Origin of the sequence: Cellulomonas taurus (assembly GCF_012931845.1) — a bacterium.
GTDB classification, from domain to species: Bacteria; Actinomycetota; Actinomycetes; order Actinomycetales; family Cellulomonadaceae; genus Cellulomonas; species Cellulomonas taurus.
In genome coordinates this window covers 353,508-374,042 of the sequence record NZ_CP051884.1, presented here as the reverse complement: position 1 = coordinate 374,042, position 20,535 = coordinate 353,508, and the positions used below count along the sequence as shown (strand labels likewise).

The following is a 20,535-nucleotide window of genomic DNA, read 5'->3' as shown; positions in this document are numbered from 1 at the left end:
GTCAGTCCTCGTCCCATTCCAGGCCGCCGCGCCGCCACTCGTACATGAACGGCACCGTGATGAGTGCCAGGAATCCGAGCATGGCGATCAGGCCGAACAGGGCCAGCTCGGAGAAGCTGACCGCCCACGGGTAGAGGAAGACCACCTCGATGTCGAAGACGATGAACGTCATCGCGACCAGGTAGTACTTCACCGGGAACCGGCCGCCGCCCATCGCGTGCGGGGTCGGCTGGATGCCGCACTCGTAGGCCTCGAGCTTCGCGCGGTTGTAGCGCTTGGGTCCGATGACGGCGCTCGCGCCCAACCCGCCGAGGGCGAGCAGCGCTGCGACGCCCATCAGGACGAGCAGGGGAATGTACGGGTTGTTCATCGGGGCTCTCCCAGTGGGGGGTGGAGTGCTTCCGGGGGCGTCTGCTGGATCATCGGCGCGATCGACTCCTGGGGGGCGAGCAGGAGCGGGCGCGGGGTTCGGGTGGTCTCATGCCGCGGGCGCCATCCGTGCGAGTCCGGCGATCACGCGGTCGGCCCAGTCGCCGCCGTGCGGTTCGTAGCAGTCGGCCAGCAGCTTGTGCACGAACTTCATCAGCAGCGGACGAGGCAGCCCGTAGCGCGTGCACAGGTGCATGACCTGTGGGTGTTCGATCAGCTTCACGAAGACCCGGCCGAGGGTGTAATACCCGCCGAGGTCGTCCTTCATCCGGGTGCCGTAGCTGGCGAGCGCCCGCTCCCGGCCGGCGACCGTGCCGCGGGCGAGCGACTGCACGATCGAGTCGGCGGCCACCCGCCCGGCCTGGAGGGCGTAGGCGATGCCCTCCCCGTTGAACGGGCTGATCATCCCGGCGGCGTCGCCGACCAGCATCAGCCCCTTGCCGTACAGCGGGCCGCGGTTGAAGCCCATCGGCAGCGCGGCACCGCGCACCGGGCCGAGCTGGTGCTCGGCGGTGAACTCCCACTCGGCGGGGGCGTTCGCCATCCACTTCGCGAACAGGTCCCGGTAGTTGACGGTGGTCGCGGCGGCGGTGGAGCTCACCGAGCCCAGGCCGACGTTCACGGTGCCGTCGCCGAGGGAGAAGATCCAGCCGTAGCCGGGCATCAGGTCCGACTCGCCGGGCTTGCCGTCCCAGAGCTCGAGGTGGCTCTCCATCATCGGGTCGTCGTGCCGCGGGCTCTGGAAGTAGGTGCGGACGGCGACGCCCATCGGCCGGTCCTGGCGCTTCTCCAGCCCCATGCCGGTGGCGAGGCGGGCGGAGACACCGTCGGCGGCGATGACCACCGGGGCGCGGTAGGTGACCGGGCCGTCGGCACCGGCGACCTTGGCCTGCACGCCGATCACGCGACCGGTGCGCTCGTCCAACAGCGGGCCGGTGACGTTCGTCCGCTCCTGGACCTTGGCGCCGGCGGAGCGGGCGTGCTCGACCAGCAGGTGGTCGAAGGACATCCGCGCCCGGGCCAGGCCGAAGGAGGGGTAGCTGGACAGTTCGGGCCAGGGCAGCTCGACCACGTGACCGCCGCCGAGCACCCGCAGGCCGGTGTTCCGGATCCAGCCGTCCTGCTCGCGGATCGGCACGCCCATCCGCACCAGCTCGGCGACCGCGCGCGGGGTCAGCCCGTCGCCGCAGATCTTGTCCCGGGGGAAGGACGCCTTGTCGAGCAGCAGCACCTGCAGACCCGCGGCGGCGCAGTGATAGGCAGCGCTGGACCCACCAGGCCCCGCCCCGACGACGATGACGTCCGCGTCATCGCTCACTGCACTGGTCACAGAATCCTCACCTATGTGAATGCCGTCACACTTGCTCGGCCGAGTCTAACCCGGACCAAGGTCCCGCGGGACGAATGGGGCCTGCTCAGCCTCATGCTGACACCCTGTCGACCCTCGGGACCAATGTCCCGAACCGGGCATCACGCCTCAACCGCCCAGCGTGACGCCGGTCACTGCACGGGTGGGGGCGCTCAGTGCTCGGGGTTGGTCGCCCGGTGCAGCGCGACGATGCCACCGGTCAGGTTCCGGTACGCGACGGCACCCCACCCCGCCTGCTTCATCAGCGACGCCAGACCCAGCTGGTCCGGCCAGTCCTGGATCGACTCGGCCAGGTAGGTGTAGGCGGCCGACTGCTTGGCGACCACCCGGGCCACCGCGGGCAACGCCTTGGTCAGGTAGCCGTCGTAGACAGCGCGGAACGGCTTCCAGGACGGGGTGGAGAACTCGCAGATCACCAGGCGACCGCCCGGACGCACCACCCGGCGCATCTCCTCCAGCGCCGCGACGGTGTCCACCACGTTGCGCAGCCCGAAGCTGATCGTCACCGCGTCGAAGGAGTCGTCGGCGAAGGGCAGCGCGGTCGCGTCCCCGGCGGTGAAGGGCAGATCCGGTCGGCGCTGCTTGCCCACCGCGAGCATCCCGGTCGAGATGTCGCAGGGCACCACGCGCACCCCGGCGTCCGCCAGCGGCTCGCTCGACGTACCGGTCCCGGCTGCCAAGTCCAGCACCTTCTCCCCCGGCACCGCCTGCAGCGCGGTCAGGGTGGCTCGGCGCCAGGCACGGTCCTGCCCCAGCGAGAGCACGTCATTGGTCAGGTCGTACCGGCGGGCGACGCCGTCGAACATCGCGGCGACGTCGTGCGGGTCCTTGTCGAGGGAGGCGCGAGACATGGGGCCATCGTGTCAGGTCGGCGCGGGTGGTGCGCACGGTCGGGGCGGCGGCGGGGCCGGTCGCGGTCGGCGACCTCACACCGCCGGACCCGCCGGGCGGTCGTACCCTGGTCCGCGATGACCACGCCCCTCGGCGACCACGCGTCGCCCGCCGCCGCACCGCTGGTCGTGCGCACCGTCGCACTCGACGCCCCCGACGACCTGCTGACCCTGCTCCCCGCCGACGCCCCGTTGGCCTGGGTGCGCCGTGGCGACGGTCTGGTCGGCTGGGGCGAGGCGGTGCGGATCGACGTGACCGGCGAGCAGCGGTTCGCCGACGCGGAGCGCGCCTGGCAGCGGCTGGTCGCGCACGCCGTGGTCCGGGACGAGGTCGGCCTGCCCGGCACTGGGCCGGTGGCCTTCGGCTCCTTCGCCTTCGACGACCTGTCAGCCGCCGGGGGTGCCCTGGTGGTGCCGCGGGTGGTGGTCGGACGCCGGGACGGCCGGTCCTGGCTGACGGTGATCGAACCGGCCGGGAACCTCGGTCCGGCACCGGACGCCGAGCTGATCGCACGCCACCTGTCCGCGCTGCCGCCGGTGACGGCGCCGGGCGAGGTGAGCTACACCGACGGATCGGTGGCGGCCGAGGACTGGACCGCGGTCGTGGCACGCGGCGTCGCCGCGATCCGGGCCGGTGAGGTGGACAAGGTGGTGCTCGCCCGGGACGAGGTGGCGCACACCGCGCAGCCGCTGGACGTGCGGCACGCCCTGGGCCGACTGTCCGCGCACTACCCGACCTGCTGGACGTTCAGCGTGGCCGGGTTGATCGGTGCGACCCCGGAGCTGCTGGTGCGCTCGGAGAAGGGGCTGGTCACCTCGCGGGTGCTGGCCGGGACGATCCGTCGCACCGGCGACGACGAGGCCGATCTGGCCCGGGCGGCGATCCTGGCGCACTCGTCCAAGGACCTCGAGGAGCACGAGTACGCGGTGAGCTCGGTGGCCCACGCCCTGGCACCGTTCTGCTCATCGACCAACGTGCCGGATGTGCCCTTCGTGCTGCACCTGCCGAACGTGCTGCACCTGGCGTCGGACGTGACCGGCGTGCTCGCCGCGACCGAGAGCACCTCGCTGAGCCTGGCGGCCGCCCTGCACCCGACCGCCGCGGTGTGTGGCACCCCCACCGACGCCGCCCGGGAGCTGATCCGGCGGATCGAGGGGATGGACCGGGGGCGCTACGCCGGGCCGGTGGGCTGGCTGGGCGCCGATGGTGACGGCGAGTGGGGCATCGGTCTGCGGTCGGCGGAGCTGGATCCGACCGACCCGCACCGGCTGCGGCTGTTCGCCGGCTGCGGCATCGTCGCGGCCTCGGATCCCGACTCCGAACTCGCCGAGTCCCGGGCCAAGCTGGTCCCGATGCACGACGCCCTCGCCTCGGACTGACCCGCTCCCCCGCCGCGCAGCCCGGACACGCGACGGCCCCCGCATCGACGTGGATGCGGGGGCCGTCGGCGGTCCGGGCGGGGCAGGGGGTACACCTCCCGGGCCGATCAGCGCGGGACGGGTCTCAGCCCTGGTCGCCGCCCTGCTGCTGTTGCTGCTGCTGGAACCACTGCCAGAGCTGCTCCGGGGTCATGTTCTCCAGCCCGTTCCCGGAGCCGTCCGAACCGTCGCCCTGGCCGTTCTGGTCACCCTGACCGTTCTGGCCACCCTGGCCCTGGCCGCCGCCCTGCTGGCCGCCCTGCCCGGAGCCGCCGGAGCCGGAGCTGGCGCCCTCCTCCTCGCGGACGGCGAGCGTGACGTCGATCGACAGCGACTTCCCGTCCCGGACCACCGTCAGAGTGACCTGGTCGCCGGAGGCGTGGGTGCGGACGTAGCCGGTCAACGACTCGGCACCCGCGACCACCTTGTCGTCGATGGCGACGATCACGTCACCGTTCTGCAGCCCGGCCTTGGCCGCCGGTGAACCACCGGAGACCGACTGCACCTGCGCACCGGCGCGGGTCACCCCGTCCGCGGTCGCGGTGCCATCGGTCAGGCCGACCCCGAGGAAGGCGTGCTCGGCGACACCGTCCTTCACCAGCTGCCCGGCGACCGACTGCGCCAGCGTGATCGGGATCGCGAAGCCGAGGCCGATCGATCCAGAGGCGCTGGAGGTGGTCGCGATGGACGAGGTGATCCCGATGACCTCACCGGCGGCGTTGAACAGCGGTCCACCGGAGTTGCCGGGGTTCACCGCGGCGTCGATCTGGATCGCGTTGGTCACCACCGTCTCCGAGGAGCCCGACTCGGTGGTGGACACCGGGCGGTCCAGCGCCGAGACGATGCCGGTGGTGACGGTGTTCGCCAGACCCAGCGGGTTGCCGACCGCCATCACCGGGTCGCCCACGGTGGGAGTCTTCTCCGCCATCGCCGCGGGCGACAGGTCGTCCGGCGGGTCCTGCAACCGGATCACCGCGAGGTCGGTGGTGGTGTCGGTGCCCACCACGTCGGCGGTGTAGATCCGGCCATCGCTCAGCGTGACCTGCACCTTGTCGTCCTGCGCACCGGCGACCACGTGGTTGTTGGTGATGATGTTGCCGTCGGCGTCGGCGATCACGCCGGAGCCCTCGGCCTCACCGGCGCTGGTCACGACCTGGATCGCGACCACGGAGTTCTTCACCGCGGCGGCCACCGCCTGCCAGTCCGGGTTCTCCACCGACGACCCGGCGACCGGCACCCCGTCGGCGCTGGACTGGCCGAGGGTGGCGATGTTCGCCGACCCGGTGGACGAGCCGTCGTTCATGGCGTTGAACACCAGGGCGGAGCCACCGGTGGCGAGCAGCGCGGTGACGACGGCCGTGGCGACGATCGGGATCAGCACCGGGTTGCGCTGCTTCTTGCCCTGCGGCGGCTGCTGGTCACCGGCGGCGGGCGCCCCGAAGGCGGCCGGGTACTCCGGGCCGCCGTTCGCGTGCTCCGGGTCGGCGGGCTGGCCGTAGGGACCGGCGAACGCCTCCGGGCGCGGCTGCAGTGCGGTGGGCTGCTCCTGCGGGGCGGGGGCCGGGGCCGGCGCTCCCCAGGAGACGGTCGGCCGGGCGCTCGGCTGGTGCGACGGCTGGGCCGGCGCGCCGGGGTAGGGCTGCTGCGGGTGCTGCTGGGCGGCCTGGTGCGGGGCGGACTGGCCGGGCTGGTGCGGGGCCGCCTGGCCCGGCTGCTGGTGCTGCGCGTGCGCCGCCGCGGGGGCGGTGGGCACGGCGAACGGGTCGGCGGGGCGGGGAGCCGGGGCTGGGGCGCCGGACGCAGCGGGCTGCTGCGGGGAACCGGCGGGACGACCCCAGCCGGCGGGCGCTGCCTGGCCGCTGCCCGGCACCGGGCCGCTCAGCGGCGCGTGCAGAGGCTGGGTGGGTGCCGGCGTCTGCGGCAGTGCCTGGGTGGCGGCGGGCGCGATCCGCTGGGTCGGCGCCTCCTGCGGGTGCTGGGGCACCGGCTGGGTCGGCGCCGACCCGGCGCTGGGCGCCTCGGGGTGCGCGGACCCGGTCTGCGCCTGGTCGTCACCGGGGGTCTGGTCGACGGCGCGGTCCTCGCGCGCCTGGTCGCCGTGGCGGGGTGCGCCCTCGTCCTCGCGGTGGATGCCGTCGGAACGGTCCTCGGGTGTGCTCATGGGGTCAAACCTCCTCGGGGATCATTCGACCCCACCGATCTGGAGCGTTCCTCGACGGAACCTGGGAGTCCGCTGCGAATCCGCGATGGCTCAGAACGATTCTCTCCCGAGGGCGGCCCGCACCGCAGCGGAAAGCCGACCGGTCAGCGCCCGCCGGTCGATCCGGTCGACCAGCACCTCGACCACACTGGTGCCCGGCAGCGGGTGCGCCAGCGCCTCGGCCAGCTCGTCCCGGGTGCGGACCAGGCGGTGCCGCACGCCGTACCCGGCGCTGAGCGCCGCCAGGTCGGCCCGGTGGGCGGTGCCGAAGATCCGCTCGAAGACGGCCGCACGCTCCGGCGCCCCGTGCTCCAGGGTGGCGAAGATCGACCCACCCGCGTCGTTCATCACGATCACCTGCAGCTCGGGCACCGGCTCGGAGTCCAGGCGCAGCAGACCGCCCACGTCGTGCAGGAAGGTCAGGTCGCCCATCAGGGCACGCACCCTCCGGCCGGGCATCCCGAGGGCGATCCCGGTGGCGGTGGAGATGGTGCCGTCGATCCCGGCCAGACCCCGGTTGGCCAGCACGGTGACCGGCTCCGACCAGCGCGCCATCAGGTCGACGTCCCGGATCGGGTTCGAGGAACCCAGCACCAGCACGTCGTCGCCACTGATCGCGGCGGTGACGGCGGCGGCGACCAGCGGACCCGCCAGCCCGGGACCCGAACGTTCCGGGGCCACCGCCAGCTCGGTGTCCAGCGCCGCCCGGGCACGGACGTCGGCGACCCGCCAGGCGTCCAGCCACTCCGGGTCACCGGCCGACCGCATCAGCTCCTGCGGGATCGCACTGACCACGGTGTTCGCAGCCCGGCCGGCATCCGGCCAGTCGGCACCGTGCGGTGCGACCACCGTCAGGTCCACATCGTCCCGGGCCAGCAGCGCGGACACCGGTCGGCTCAGGGTCGGGCGACCGAACAGCACCACCGATCGGATCCTGCCGCCCAGATCCGGGTCGTCCAGGAGCAGCCGGTAGGTGCTGATCGCGTGCGAACCGGATCGGGCCCCGGAGGAGGGTTCGGCGAGCAGCGGCACACCGGCGGTCTCCGCCAGCATCCGGGCGTCCTCGCCCGCCCCGTCCCCCGCGACGACCACCATCGGTCCGGCGGGGATCGGGCCGAAGGGCGGCAGCACGGCACCCGGCCAGACCTCGGTGAGTCCGGTCGACGGCGGCTCCGGCCAGCTCTCGTCGTCCGGCGTGAGCGGCTCGCGGAACGCCAGGTTCAGCTGCACCGGGCCGGGGTCGGCGGTGCGGGCACCCAGCGCGGTGGACACCGCCCGGACCGCCAGATGACGCAGGTCGCGGTCTTCGCCGGCCCGGCCGGTCGGTGCCGGGACGTCCAGGGCCAACCGCACCGCCGCGTCGAAGACGCCGAGCTGCTCGGTGGTCTGGTTCGCGCCGGTGCCCCGCAGCTCGTGCGGCCGGTCGGCGGTCAGCAGCAGCAGGGGCAGCCCGGCGTGGTGGGCCTCGAGCACAGCCGGATGCAGGTTCGCCACCGCGGTGCCGGAGGTGGTGACCACGGCCACCGGCCGTCGGCGGCCGGTGGCCCGGTCGGCGCGGGCGAGCCCCAGTGCCACGAAGCCCGCGACCCGCTCGTCGACCCGGACGTGCAGGCGCAGCTCCGGGGCATGACGGGGCCGGTCGGGTCCGGCGGCGGCCGCGAGCGCGTAGGCGAGCGGCGCGGAACGGGAACCGGGGGCGAGCACCACGTCCTGGACCCCGAGCTCGGCGAGCGCCTGGATCAGCACCCGGGCCGCGTGCGGCGCCGGGGCGCTCATCCGGCCACCGCCAGCACCTGGTCCACGCGGTGTCGCCAGCGCGCGGCGGTCTCCGGGTCGGCGGCGACGGCTGCCAGCCGCTCCGGCTCGGGTCGCAGCGACCGGGCGGCGGCCACGTCCAGTGCTCCGTCGACCGGCAGCAGCGGATGGGCGGTCACGTCGTCGGTGAGCAACTGGGCGGTGGCCAGACCGCAGGCGTAGGGCAGCTCGGGCAGGGCGGCGGCGAGGGCGACCCCGGCGGCGAGGCCGACCGAGGACTCGATGGCGGACGAGACCACCACCGGCAACCCGATCTGCTCCGCTAGGTCCAGGCAGGCTCGCACGCCGCCGATCGGCTGCACCTTGAGCACCACGATGTCAGCCGCCTCGGCCCGGACCACGGCGAAGGGGTCCTCGGCGCGGCGGATCGACTCGTCGGCGGCGATCGGCACCTGGACGGCGCGCCGCACCCGGGCCAGGTCGGGCACCGTGGCGACCGGCTGCTCGGCGTACTCCAACCCTCCGGCGGCCCGATCGAGCAGACGGAGGCGGTCGATCGCGGTGTCCACGTCCCAGCCGCCGTTGGCGTCGACCCGGATCGCGCCCTCCGGTCCCAGGGCCTCGCGCACCGCCGCCAGCCGGTCGGCCTCCTGTGCCGCGGTCTGGCCGGGTTCGGCGACCTTCACCTTGGCGGTGCGGCAGCCACCGGAGTCGCGCACGATCCGTGCTGCCAGCGCGGCGTCGACGGCGGGCACCGTGACGTTGACCGGCACCCGGTCGCGGACCGGCTCGGGCAGCCCCTGCTCGGTCGCCTCCCGGGTGGCCCGCCACCAGGCGGCCGACTCGGCGGCGTCGTAGTCCCAGAACGGGCTGAACTCGCCCCAGCCGGCAGGTCCCTCGATCAGCACCCCCTCGCGGACGGTGATCCGACGGAACCTGGTCCGCAGCCCGATCGCGTAGACATGCACCACCTCAGCCTAGAGGCTCGGTCGCAGCCCAGCAGGGCGCAGTCCGGTGGCGAAGTCGTCAGTTCGCGCCGCGACCGGCCCGGCGAAGTGCCGAACTCGGGCGCGAAGTGCCGAACTCGGGCGCGAAGTGCCGACCCCGGGCGTGCGGTGCCGAACTCGGGGGCCAACTGCCGCACTCGGGCGCCACGTGCCGAACTCGGGCACAGTCCGGTGGCGAGGTCGTTAGTTCGCGCCGTGACCAGCCCGGCCAACTGCCGAACTCGGGCGCGAAGTGCCGACCCCGGGCGCGGGCGGATGGGCGCGGTCAGGCGAGCAGGATGCCCAGCAGTCGGCGGGTGTGCGGTCTGATCGCCCGGCCCTCGCTCGCCGCCGCGACCACCGCGCCGTCCACCACCGCCAGCACCAGTTCCGGATCCCGGGTGCGGGCCGGTGCGCCGCGGCCGAGCACCGCCTCGATCAGTTCGGTGAGCACGGCGTCGAGCCGGACCCGGGCGGCGCCGACGGCGGTCGCCAGGACGGGGTTGCGACCGAGGGCGAGCACCTGTTCGTGGTGTGCCCGGATCGCCGAGTCGTCGCCGGGGGGCAGCAGTGCCTCGGCCAGGACGGCGGCGGGGTCGTCACCGTCGGTCAGGGTGTCCAGCACCGCGCGGGCGTGCGCCGTCCAACTGTCGACCAGCGCCGCACCGGCGACGGCTGCCAGCTCGTCCAGGTCGCGGAAGTAGTAGGTGGTGGCGGCCAACGGGACACCGGCACGGGCGGCGACCGCCCGGTGGCTCAGCGCGCCGGGTCCCTGGTCCAGCACCAGGGCCGCGGCGGCAGCGGCGATCAGCTCCCGTCGCCGGGCACCCTTGGCGGTCCCACCGACGGTCATCGGCTCAGTGTCCGGTGCCGGTCGAGGTGAGGTTCAGGCCGACCACCCCGGCGACGATCAGCGCGAGCGACACGATCTTGCCCATCGACACTCCCTCGCCCAGCCAGATGATCGCGAGCACCGCGGTGGTGGCGGCACCGATGCCGACCCACACCGCGTACGCCAGCCCGACCGGCAGCGTACGCAACGCCCAGCTGAGGCCGACCATGGACAGCGCCAGCAACGCCACGAAGGACACGCTGGGCCACAGCTTGCTGAACCCCTCGGACGCCTTGAGGCTCAGCGCCCATCCGGCTTCCAGCAGTCCGGACAGGATCAGGACGACCCACGCCATGTCGTTCACCCTCCGACGGGACGTCCCGCCAGTGGACGCGCCGGGTGGGTTCTCCGCCGTCGCACGCCCCGTAATTGGTACGACCGTACCACTTTATGCTGGCCTACGCTGCTGGCTGTGACCGACCAGCTGCCCGCCACCGTCTCCGACACCTTCGACCCGACCCGCTGGCGCACGGTGTCCGGCTTCGAGGACCTCACCGACCTGACGTACCACCGGGGCGTCGACCGCAGCGGTGACAGCCCGCGCGGCCTGCCCGTGGTCCGGGTGGCCTTCGACCGGCCGGAGGTGCGCAACGCCTTCCGCCCGCACACGGTGGACGAGCTGTACCGCGTGCTGGACCACGCCCGGATGAGCTCCGACGTCGGCACCGTGCTGCTCACCGGCAACGGCCCCTCCCCCAAGGACGGCGGCTACGCCTTCTGCTCGGGCGGTGACCAGCGGATCCGCGGCCGGGACGGCTACCGGTACACCGAGTCGGTCGATGGCCAGACCGCCGACCAGATCGACCCGGCCCGCGCCGGACGCCTGCACATCCTGGAGGTGCAGCGTCTGATCCGGACCATGCCCAAGGTGGTCGTCGCGGTGGTGAACGGCTGGGCGGCCGGTGGCGGTCACTCGCTGCACGTGGTGGCGGATCTGACCATCGCCTCCCGGGAGCACGCCCGGTTCATGCAGACCGACGCGAACGTCGGCAGCTTCGACGGCGGGTACGGCTCGGCGCTGCTGGCCCGTCAGGTCGGGCAGAAGCGGGCGCGGGAGATCTTCTTCCTGGCCCGCGAGTACTCGGCGCAGGACGCCTACGACTGGGGCGCGGTGAACGACGTGGTCGACCACGCCGAGCTGGAGGACGCGGCACTGGAGTACGCCCGGGTCATCGCCACCAAGTCCCCGCAGGCGATCCGGATGTTGAAGTTCGCCTTCAACCTGGCCGACGACGGCCTGGCCGGGCAGCAGGTCTTTGCCGGGGAGGCGACCCGGCTGGCCTACATGACCGACGAAGCGGTCGAGGGCCGGGACGCGTTCCTGCAGCGCCGCGACCCGGACTGGGGCAGGTTCGGCTACATGTACTGAGCGAGCACCCGGCGCGCGCGGTCGATCAGGTGCTCGCGCAGCCAGGTCGGCTCGACGACCACCGCGTCAGCACCACAGGCCTCCAGCACGGACATCGCGTGCCGCCGGTCACCGAACCGCGCCGCGACCCGCAGCCAGCCGTCGTCGGTGACCCCGGTGTCGGTCAGCTCCATCGCCGACTCGGCGACCTGGGCCCGCCGATCCGGGTGCAGCGCGGCGACCACCCGCACCGGGTCGCGGCGCAGGTCCCGGTAGGCGGCACGGCGGTCCTGCCAGAGCACCCGTAGATCGAGGTCGCCGGGCCGGTCGAAGCCCTCGGCCAGCACCTGATGGTCGACGATCCGGTCCACCCGGAGGAAGCGCGGCTCCCCCGCTCGGCCCACCGCCAGGTACCAGGCACCGCCCGCGGCGAGCAGCCCATAGGCGTCGACGTCGTCCGCCCACGCGTCGCCGCTGCCCGGCCGGTAGTGGACCCGGAGGCGGCGATCCGCCAGCGCCGCCGACAGCAGGGGTTCCAGCGGTGGCACCGACCCGGATGACAGCCACCCGGCCGGGTCGATCACCAGCCGCCGGGCCAGGGCGTCCACCGTCCCCCGTTGATCGCCCGGCAGCGACGCGTCGATCTTGCGCAGCCCCGAGGTCATCGCCCGGCCCCAGTTCAACGAGTCGGCAACCGGGGCGGCCATCGCCAGGAACACCCCACGGGTCTCCTCCTGGCTCATGCCCGTGACCCGCGTCCGGAAGCCGGGCAGGAGTCGCACGCCACCGGACCGGCCGCGCTCGCAGTACACCGGCACGCCGGAGGCCGACAGCGCCTCGACGTCGCGCAGCACCGTCCGGGACGACACCTCCAGGCGGCGGGCCAGCTCGGTGGCCGACAGCGACTCGTGTGCCATCAGCAGCCAGAGCATGGACAGCAGTCGATCGGCGCGCATGTGACCTATCAAACATGACAGCAGATGTCGGGTATGGCCGCCACGCTCCCCACGACACATCCGATCGAAGGAGCACGACATGACCGACCCCCGCCCGCTGTTCCAGGACGCCCACGCGTGGTTCACCACCCTGATCTCCGGTGACCTGGGCGCCCCCACGCCGTGCGCCGACTGGGACGTGCGCACCGTGATCGCCCACGTGATCGCCTCGGTCGACCGGGCCCGCGTCGTGGTCGACGGCGGTTCGCCGTGGGATGTCCCGGTGTTCTACGACGACATCGCCGACGCGGACCTGGCGACCCGGCACCAGGAGGCGGTGCAGCGCACTCTGGCGAGCTGGGCCGAGCCGTCAGTGCTGGACCGCCTGGTCACCGCCCCCTGGGGCACCGTTCCCGCCCGCGCGGCCGTGGCCGGATGGGTCAAGGAGCCGCTGGTGCACGGTTGGGACATCGCCGTCGCCCTGGGGCTGCCCAGCGAGGGACCGGCGGCCGCCGCCGAGTTCGCGCTGGCCGACGCGGCACAGTTCCTGCCCGCCGACGCCCGAGACGAGCGCACGCCGTTCGCCGCCGTGGTCGAGGTGGACCCGCAGGCCGGCCCGACCGAGCGGCTGGCCGGCTGGTTGGGGCACGCCCGGCGCTGAGCGGTCCGGCCGGGCCCCAGCGGGGCAGGGGGTCAGGGGGTCAGGGCTTCAGGAGACCGTCATCGACCCGGTCTCGGCCGGGACCAGCTCCACCCAGGTGTTGCCCGGTGCCAGCGTCGCCTCGGTGCCGTCGGCCAGGAACAGCCGCATCGGCGCCGCCTCGGAGTCCTTCTGCCAGGTCACGTCCACCGTCTTGCCACCGGAGGCCAGGGTGCCCGAGCCGGTGCCGACCAGCGTGTAGGTCGGCACCGGTGCGCCGTTCTGCGCACCGAACTCGGTGTTGGGGTGGGCGGCGACGATGGCGACCACGTTGTCGGCGTGCACCTGGGTGTCGTCGGCGGCGTCGGTGGCCGGGGTGCTGCCCTCCCAGCGCTGCCACACCTCGCCGTTCCACTGCCACGCCGGGCTGGACTGCCCGGAGAGCCGGAAGTCGAGCCGGGAGGCCGGGGCGCCGGCGACGACGGCGCTGGCCAGCTCCGGCGAGCGCGCGATGGCGAACTGCTGGCCCGGACTGTTCTGGTGCTCGGCGTCGGCCTGCGACCACAGCGTGGCCGGGGTGGCGTACACGTTGTGCGGGGCCGAGCGGGACTTCAGCCGGTACATCCCGTCCACCCCGGCGTCGTGACTCAGCGCCTGCACCGGGGCGTCCGCGACCATCTGCAGGATGCCGGGCTGCCCACCGGAGAAGGTCAGCAGACCGTTCAGCGGCGAGGTGATCGCGGTGTCCATCGGCCGGACCGATCGGATCGGGCCGATCTCCCCCGGGACCTGCGAGTGGAAGACGGCGACCAGGCGGGACACCTCGAACTCGACGATGGTCTCCCACACCACATCCGCCTGGTTCAGGCCGGACTGCGGCCGGGCGACGGCGGTGTTCTCGATCTTGACCGCCAACGCCGGGCGGTTCACCAGGTCACCGGACTCGCCGGTCAGCGGCCACACGGCGGGCAGCTCCGGCTCGGCGACCGCGACCTTGTTCGGCTCGACGGTCGGCGCGGCCGTGCTGACTGAAGGATCCGGGGTGCCGGTGGCACAGGCGGCCAGCAGCAGGGCCACGCAGGTGCTGAGCAGCACACCGGCCGTTCGACGGGGGCTGCGGCGTGCGGTCATCGTGGACATGGGGTTCCTTCGGGTCGACAATCGCCGATCACTGTACGGGCGCACCTACCCTGATCCGGTGAGCCGCTCCGTCCGCGTCGTCCCCGCCACCCCGGTGGCCGAGCTGACCACCGCCCTGCGTGACGCGCTGTCGGGTGCGGGTCCGGCGGTGCTGCCGACCGACGAACCGACCGAGCCCGGCACCCCGGTGCCGGACGACGTCGCCCTGCTGGTCCGCACCTCCGGGTCCACCGGCGCCCCCCGGGACGTGCTGCTGTCGGCCGACGCGCTGCTGGCCTCGGCCCGTGCCACCCACACCCGGCTCGCCGGGCCGGGGCACTGGCTGCTGGCGCTGCCCACCGCGCACATCGCCGGGCTTCAGGTGGTGCTGCGCTCCGTGGCCGCCGGGACGGAACCGGTCCGGTTGTCGGGACCGTTCCGCGCCGCGTCCTTCCTGGCGGCCGCCGCCCAGGTGCCCTCGGACGGACCGCGCTACGTCTCCCTGGTGCCGACCCAGCTGATCCGGGTGCTGGCCGATCCGGCCGCCACCGACGCGCTGGCCGGCTTCGACGCGGTGCTGCTCGGCGGTGCCGCCGCACCCGACGGACTGATCGCCGACGCGCGGGCCCGGGGCGTTCGGCTGGTCACGACCTACGGCATGTCCGAGACCTGCGGCGGCTGCGTCTACGACGGTGTGCCGCTGGACGGCGTGCGGGTGGCGATCGATCCCGACGACCGGATCGCACTGACCGGACCGATGCTGGCCACCGGGTACCGGGACCGTCCCGAGCTGACCGCCGACAGCTTCCGCACCGATGCCGACGGCACCCGCTGGCTGCACACCAGCGACCTGGGCCGCTGGTCGCAGGGCACGCTCACCGTGCTCGGCCGGGCGGACGACGTGCTGATCACCGGCGGGGAGAAGGTGCCGCCCGCCGCCGTCGAGCGCGTGCTGGCCGAGCTGCCCGGTGTCGCCGAGGTCTGCGTGGTCGGCGTGCCGGACCCGCACTGGGGTCAGGCCGTGACGGCGGTCCTGGTGCTGCACCCCGGCACCGCCGTTCCCGACCCGGCCGCGGTCCGCACCCGGGTCGCCGCTGCCCTCGGTCCGGCCGCCGCACCCCGGCACCAGCTGGTGCTGGACACGCTGCCGACCCGGGGACCGGGCAAGATCGACCGTCGGGGAGTGGCCGCACTGGCCGCCGACCGCCTCACCCACTGACTCAGGAGTCTCATGGCCACGCTGTCCGAGTGGATCGCCGGTTCCCGCCCGCGCACCCTGCCCGCCGCCGCCGCACCGGTGCTGGTCGGCACCGGAGCCGCGGCGCAGATCGACCAGGCGCATCTCGGCCGGGCGGTGCTCGCCGCCGGGGTCGCGCTGGCGTTGCAGGTCGGGGTGAACTTCGCCAACGACTACTCGGACGGCATCCGAGGCACCGACACCGAGCGGGTCGGGCCGATGCGCCTGACCGCCTCGGCCGCCGCCAGCCCGCGCGCGGTCAAGGGTGCCGCCTTCGCCAGCTTCGGGGTGGCGGGCCTGTTCGGCCTCGGGCTGGTGGCGCTGAGCGGCCAGTGGTGGCTGCTGGCGATCGGGGTGCTGTGCGTGCTGGCCGCCTGGTTCTACACCGGCGGCAAGAAGCCCTACGGCTACCTCGGGCTCGGCGAGGTCGGGGTGTTCGTGTTCTTCGGACTGGTCGCCGTGCTGGGCACCACGTACACCCAGGCCGACCGGATCACCTGGCCCGCGGTGGTCGGCGCGGTCGCGGTCGGGCTGATCGCGTGCGCGCTGCTGATGATCAACAACCTGCGCGACGTGCCCACCGACTCCCTGGTCGGCAAGCGGACCCTGGCGGTGCGGCTCGGCGAGCGGCGCGCCCGCTGGGCCTATGTGCTGATGATCTGCCTGCCGGTGCTGCTCGGCCTGGTCTGCGCACTGGCGAACCCGTGGGCGCTGATCGTGATGGTGCTGGCGCTGCCCGCCGTGCTGCTGTCGTCGACGGTGCTGCTCGGTGCCCGCGGGATCGCGCTGGTGCCGGTGCTGGCCGGGACCGGGATGTTCGAGCTGGCCTACGGGGTGCTGTTGGGGCTGGGCCTGGCGCTCTGATCGGCGGCGTCGCGGTCGGCGGCCGCATCCTCGATGTCGGCGTCCTCCTGGGCGCGCTTGGACAGCTTGGGCCGGTCGCCGCGCCGTTCGGCCCGCGCCTGCATCCACTGCGCGGCGCGGTCGCGGGGTCCGTTCAGCAGCAGGTAGGACAGCAGCGCCGCGAGCACGGCACCGACGATGACGGCGAACAGCCAGCCCATCCCGGCGAAGGCGAGCGCCACGGTGGCGACCACGAACAGGGCCAACCGGAGCAGGGAGTAGATCAGGACGGGCACCCGGCCAGCCTACGCGGGCAGCCGCGGACAGCCCGACGGGGCGGCACCCAAGGAGTCCCTGGATGCCGCCCCGTCGCTGGCGATCAGCCCTCGCGGTGCTTCCGGCTGCGCCGGTTCTGGATCAGCCCCGCACCCGCCCCGATCAGCAGCAGGGCGAGCAGCGCGGCCCCGGTGACCTCCGCACCGGTGCGCGGCAGCCACGTGGGTCCGGCGTGCTGACCCGACGCGCCGGGCGCAGCGGGCCCGGGCTGGGCGACGACCACCGGCGGAGTGGCGGTCCCCGGCGTGTCCGTCTCCCCGCTGCCACCGGTACCACTGGTGTCGAGGGCATCCACCCGCACGGACACCGTGCCGGTCCCGGTCTGACCCAGGTCATCGACCACCGTGAAGGTGAACGAGTCAGCACCGACGTACCCGGTGACCGGGGTGTACAGCACGGTGCCGTCCGATCGCAGCTCCGCCGTGCCGTGCTCCGGCGCGGAGATCCGGTCGAGGGTGGCCGCGGTGCCGTCGAAGGCGGCTCCGAGGTCGATGATCGCCGCAGTGCCGACCGTGGTGGTCACGCGCGCGTCCAGGACGGTCGGGGCTGCCTGCACCTCGACCTCGAACGTGACCTCGGCGGTCTGGCCGGAGTCGTCGACGAACGCCACCGTGAAGGTGTACTGCCCGCCTTCGGCCCCGTCGGCGGTGTAGACCACCGTGCCGTCCGTGGCGACGGTGACCGTCCCGGCCGCCGGAGCGGTGCCCACCTCGGCCCGGACGATCGTCCCGGTCGACTGGGGTGCGGCGTCGAAGGTGACCGTGTCGTGCTGACCGATCCGGGCGGTCCCGCCGACCGCGGTCGGGCCGTCCTGCACCACCACGGTGAACTCCGCGGTCCCGCTCTGCCCCAGGTCGTCGGTGAAGGCCACGGCGAAGTCGTAGCTGCCGAGCGGCGCGTCACCGGCCTCGAAGGCCACCGCACCCGACGGCTGCACGGTCACGGTGCCGCCGGCCGGAGCCTGGGACACCACCGCCGAGACGATCTCACCGGTGGTGACCGGCGCCGCATCGAAGGTGTGCGATCCACCGAGCGGGATCGCGACCGATCCCCCGGTGGCGATCGGAGCGGCCTGCACCGTGACGACGAACCGTGCGGTGCCGGTCTGCCCGAGGTCGTCGGTGAAGGTCACCACGAAGGCGTGGTCACCGGCCGCGGCGTCCCCGGCGGTGTAGACCACCGCGCCGGAGGTGTCGACGGTGGCGCTGCCCTGAGCCGGAGCCTCGGACACCGCGGCGGCGTCGATCCGGCCGTCGGTCACCGGGTCGGCGACGAAGGTCTGCGACCCGCCCACGGCGATCACCGCGGCACCACCGGTGGCGGTCGGCGCGGCCTGCACGGTGACGGTGAACGCGGCGGTGCCGGTCTGGCCCAGGTCGTCGGTGTAGACGACGGAGAAGGTGTACTCCCCGCCCGCCGCGCCGTCCGCCCGGTAGGTGACCGCGCCGTCGGCGGCCGCCGTCACACTGCCCTCGGCCGGCTGGGTGCCGACCGCGGCCGTGGCGATGCTGCCGGTGGTGACCGGCGCCGCGTCGAAGGTGAGGGTGCCCTGCTGACCGGTGCGTCCGGTGCCGCCGGTGACCACCGGGGCCGCCTGCACGGTGACCTGGTAGTGGGCGGATCCGGTCTGTCCGAGGTCGTCGGTCATGGTGACGTCGAACGCGTACACACCCGCGGCGGCGTCACCGGCGGCGAACTCCACCGATCCGCCGACCGTGACGGTCACCGTCCCCGCGCTCGGAGCCTGGGACACCACGGCCGAGGTGATCTCACCGGTGGTGACCGGTGCGGCCGCGAAGGTGTGCGACCCGGTCATCGGCACCGTGGCCGATCCCCCGGTCAGGGTCGGGGTGCCCTGGACGGTCACCGTGTAGGTGGCGACGGACGTCTGGTCCAGGTCGTCGGTTAACGCCACCTGGAAGGTGTACGTGCCCGCGGCGGCGGTCCCGGCGTCGTAGACCACCACACCGGCATTGTCCGCGGTCGCCGTCCCGGCTGCCGGGGGCTGCACGACCTCGGCCGACACGATGGCCGTCTCGCTGACCACCGCGGCGTCGAAGGTGTGGCTGCCACCGAGCGGCACCACCGCCGAGCCGCCGACCACGGCGGGGCCGTCCAGCACGGAGACCGTGTAGTCGGCCGTGCTGCTCTGGCCCAGGTCGTCGGTGAACCGCACGGTGAATGCGTAGTCACCCGCGTCGGCGTCGCCGGCCCGGAAGACCACGGTCCCGTCGGCCTTCGCCGTCACGGTCCCGGCCTCGGGTGCCTGCGCCACCGTGGCCGAGGAGATGCTGCCGGCGGTGACCGGCGCGGCGTCGAAGGTGACGTCGCCGCCGAGCGCCGCGGTCGCGGAGCCACCGGACACCACCGGTGCTGCCTGGACCGTGATGGTCAGCTGCCCGGTGTCGGACTGACCCAACCAGTCGGTCAGCGTGTACTCGAACTGCTCCGTGCACGCCTCCCCGCCGTCCGCGGTGCAGCCGTCGACCAGTGCCTGGTTCGGCGTGTAGACGATCTGTCCGTCCGCGTCGACGCTCACCTGGCTGGTGGTCTGGCCGTCCGGGACGGTGACCGTCGCGGTGTCGCCCTCCAGGGTGTCCGCCTGGGTGTGCAGCGCCACCTGGGCGTCGGTGTCCACCGCGGTGGAGTCGGTCAGCACCGGGATGACCACCTCGGAGGCGCCCACCCCGATCCGTGCCTGGTCCGGGTTGGCCTGGGGCACCGCGACGTTCCGCTGGATGCCGAAGTCCAGGCCGCTCACCAGGGTGCGCGGCGCGATCACGACGTCCGTGGCGATGCTGCCGACGTGCAGACCGGTGAGCGGGTCGTTGCTCGCCAGGTCCGGCAGGACGCCGACATGGTGCCCGGCGGCCGGGGTGACCTGGATGTCGTACTTGCCGGGGGCCAGACCCGGGAACACGAAGTCCCCGACCTGCGGGTCGTCCAGGTAGGCGGCGGCGTCCGTGTCGACCAGCGCCGTGATCGGCTCGGCCAGCGGCACGTCGTCGCCCTCACCGCCGTTGTCGTCGCCGTCCGGCCCGAAGGCGTAGCCGGCCACGATCTGCACCACCGGGGAGGCGACACCGGTGGAGTTCTCGGTCCGCGCGAACGCGAAGTCCGGGTCGTCGTAGACGTTGCCGACCACCTGGGAGGCGCTGGAGTCCAGCGTCACCGAGGCGGCGTTGCGCAGGTCCACCGCCCAGCCGTCGACGGAGCCGTCCACCGAGTTGACCAGCCGGCCGCCGTAGTCGAGCGCGGTCGGGGTGACGGTGATCTCGGCCTTCCCTATCGCGCCAGTGGTGAACGGCACGCTCGGCACGAACCGCAGCGCGGTGACCTCGGTGCTGTCAGTCGGCGGGGTGCCGGTGGTCCAGGTGATGCCGGTGCCGCCGGTCACGTCGGTGACCAGCGCCGCCTGCACCGACTCGGGCGCATCCGTCGTGTACTGCACCGTCGCGGCCGAGGTGTCGGAGACCACGGTGACGGCGTTCAGGACCAGACCGCCCAGACCCGTGGTGCCACGGGCGTCGCCGTCGAAGGGGAGCAGGTCGACGAAGCTGCTGTCGGCCATGTCGTCCGAGGTCCGGTTGCCCCAGGACACGGTGTAGGTCACCGGGGTGCCCGCCGTGGTCGAGGTGACGTTCGTGGTCTTGCTGACCTGGATGCTCTGCGGCACGTTGACCGACAGCACCGAGGTGACGCCGGCCGTGCTGCCACCGGCACCGTCCGAGACGGACGTGGCCTTCGCGGTGACGGTGAGCGTCGTCGGCTGGGCCATCGCCGGGTCGAGGGTGACCGACAGGGTGACCGGCGCCTGGGCGGCGGCGCTGTCCACGGCGATGTCGCCCAGCCGGTAGACCAGCGTGGTCGTGCCGTCCGCATTCGCGGTGTACTCCGGGGTGATCGGCTCGCCGTTCCACTGCGAGGAACCGCTCTGCAGCGTGACCCCGGCGGGCAGCTTGACGGTGTGGGGAGCGCCGACCGGTGCGCGTCGGGAACACCTAGCCACCCGTCACGCTGGGTCGATATCGATCACACCGTCAGCTCGCCCTGGCCGTGTTCGGCCCTACGTGGAAGCTCGGACACCCGACCGCGCGGTCACCCCGCGCCCGGCCCGGATCACCCGGTGCGGACGCG

The 20,535-nt window shown here is 73.6% G+C and carries 17 protein-coding genes; 5 read left to right on the top strand and 12 right to left on the bottom strand.

All coding sequences use genetic code 11. The annotated features are described in order from the left end of the window. Position 1: 1 nt before the first annotated feature. The 3 genes from HGK68_RS01685 to HGK68_RS01675 form a co-directional block, all read right to left on the bottom strand. Positions 2-370 carry an NADH-quinone oxidoreductase subunit A gene (locus HGK68_RS01685; RefSeq protein ID WP_169164400.1) on the bottom strand — a complete coding sequence of 123 codons (369 nt, stop codon included), beginning with the start codon at positions 368-370 and terminating at the stop codon, positions 2-4. A 108-nt stretch (positions 371-478) separates the two neighbouring features. Beyond that, on the bottom strand, positions 479-1,759 hold the full coding sequence (locus tag HGK68_RS01680) for a geranylgeranyl reductase family protein (RefSeq protein ID WP_169164399.1): 1,281 nt from the start codon (positions 1,757-1,759) through the stop codon (positions 479-481). A 191-nt stretch (positions 1,760-1,950) separates the two neighbouring features. Continuing rightward, complete coding sequence (locus HGK68_RS01675) at positions 1,951-2,649, bottom strand: demethylmenaquinone methyltransferase (RefSeq protein ID WP_169164398.1); 699 nt, start codon at positions 2,647-2,649, stop codon at positions 1,951-1,953. 117 nt (positions 2,650-2,766) lie between these two features. On the opposite strand from HGK68_RS01675, the gene HGK68_RS01670 reads away from it, so the two are divergent. Further along, on the top strand, positions 2,767-4,068 hold the full coding sequence (locus tag HGK68_RS01670) for an isochorismate synthase (RefSeq protein ID WP_169164397.1): 1,302 nt from the start codon (positions 2,767-2,769) through the stop codon (positions 4,066-4,068). A gap of 124 nt (positions 4,069-4,192) precedes the next feature. On the opposite strand, the gene HGK68_RS01665 is transcribed toward HGK68_RS01670, so the two are convergent. From HGK68_RS01665 to HGK68_RS01645, 5 genes are all read right to left on the bottom strand, one after another. Beyond that, positions 4,193-6,268, bottom strand: coding sequence for a trypsin-like peptidase domain-containing protein (locus tag HGK68_RS01665; protein WP_169164396.1), 2,076 nt, complete (start codon positions 6,266-6,268; stop codon positions 4,193-4,195). Positions 6,269-6,358: 90 nt separating this feature from the next. After that, entirely contained in the window at positions 6,359-8,083 is a 1,725-nt protein-coding gene (menD, locus tag HGK68_RS01660; protein WP_169164395.1) for a 2-succinyl-5-enolpyruvyl-6-hydroxy-3-cyclohexene-1-carboxylic-acid synthase, read from the bottom strand. Next, on the bottom strand, positions 8,080-9,033 hold the full coding sequence (locus HGK68_RS01655) for an o-succinylbenzoate synthase (RefSeq protein WP_169164394.1): 954 nt from the start codon (positions 9,031-9,033) through the stop codon (positions 8,080-8,082). The genes menD and HGK68_RS01655 overlap by 4 nt, the downstream gene beginning before the upstream one ends. A 301-nt stretch (positions 9,034-9,334) precedes the next feature. Continuing rightward, positions 9,335-9,901 (bottom strand): TetR/AcrR family transcriptional regulator, encoded by a 567-nt coding sequence (locus HGK68_RS01650; protein ID WP_169164393.1) that lies wholly within the window; start codon positions 9,899-9,901, stop codon positions 9,335-9,337. Between the two features lie 4 nt (positions 9,902-9,905). Next, positions 9,906-10,235, bottom strand: coding sequence for a DMT family transporter (locus tag HGK68_RS01645; protein ID WP_169166881.1), 330 nt, complete (start codon positions 10,233-10,235; stop codon positions 9,906-9,908). 117 nt (positions 10,236-10,352) lie between these two features. On the opposite strand from HGK68_RS01645, the gene HGK68_RS01640 reads away from it, so the two are divergent. Then, positions 10,353-11,309, top strand: coding sequence for a 1,4-dihydroxy-2-naphthoyl-CoA synthase (locus HGK68_RS01640; protein ID WP_246260500.1), 957 nt, complete (start codon positions 10,353-10,355; stop codon positions 11,307-11,309). On the opposite strand, the gene HGK68_RS01635 is transcribed toward HGK68_RS01640, so the two are convergent. Continuing rightward, complete coding sequence (locus HGK68_RS01635) at positions 11,297-12,244, bottom strand: helix-turn-helix transcriptional regulator (RefSeq protein WP_169164392.1); 948 nt, start codon at positions 12,242-12,244, stop codon at positions 11,297-11,299. The genes HGK68_RS01640 and HGK68_RS01635 overlap by 13 nt on opposite strands. A 79-nt stretch (positions 12,245-12,323) precedes the next feature. Here HGK68_RS01635 and HGK68_RS01630 point away from each other — a divergent pair, with 79 nt between their 5' ends. Next, the gene (locus tag HGK68_RS01630) at positions 12,324-12,884 is read left to right on the top strand and encodes a TIGR03086 family metal-binding protein (RefSeq protein ID WP_169164391.1); all 561 of its coding nucleotides are present in this window, start codon (positions 12,324-12,326) and stop codon (positions 12,882-12,884) included. A gap of 48 nt (positions 12,885-12,932) precedes the next feature. Here the strand turns inward: HGK68_RS01630 and HGK68_RS01625 are convergent, their stop codons facing one another. Next, positions 12,933-14,003, bottom strand: coding sequence for a DUF3048 domain-containing protein (locus HGK68_RS01625; protein WP_169164390.1), 1,071 nt, complete (start codon positions 14,001-14,003; stop codon positions 12,933-12,935). A 58-nt stretch (positions 14,004-14,061) separates the two neighbouring features. Between HGK68_RS01625 and menE the strand changes: the two genes are divergently transcribed. Further along, positions 14,062-15,201, top strand: coding sequence for an o-succinylbenzoate--CoA ligase (gene menE / locus HGK68_RS01620; protein WP_246260498.1), 1,140 nt, complete (start codon positions 14,062-14,064; stop codon positions 15,199-15,201). 12 nt (positions 15,202-15,213) lie between these two features. Next, on the top strand, positions 15,214-16,083 hold the full coding sequence (locus HGK68_RS01615; protein WP_169164388.1) for a 1,4-dihydroxy-2-naphthoate polyprenyltransferase: 870 nt from the start codon (positions 15,214-15,216) through the stop codon (positions 16,081-16,083). Here HGK68_RS01615 and HGK68_RS01610 read toward each other — a convergent pair. Both HGK68_RS01610 and HGK68_RS01605 read right to left on the bottom strand, forming a co-directional pair. Further along, positions 16,047-16,358, bottom strand: a complete 312-nt coding sequence (locus HGK68_RS01610; protein ID WP_169164387.1) for a DUF4229 domain-containing protein — start codon at positions 16,356-16,358, stop codon at positions 16,047-16,049. The two genes, HGK68_RS01615 and HGK68_RS01610, sit on opposite strands and share 37 nt — an antisense overlap. An 83-nt stretch (positions 16,359-16,441) precedes the next feature. Then, positions 16,442-20,407: a beta strand repeat-containing protein gene (locus HGK68_RS01605; RefSeq protein ID WP_169164386.1), complete on the bottom strand. Its 3,966-nt coding sequence runs from the start codon at positions 20,405-20,407 to the stop codon at positions 16,442-16,444. Between the last annotated feature and the right edge of the window lie 128 nt (positions 20,408-20,535).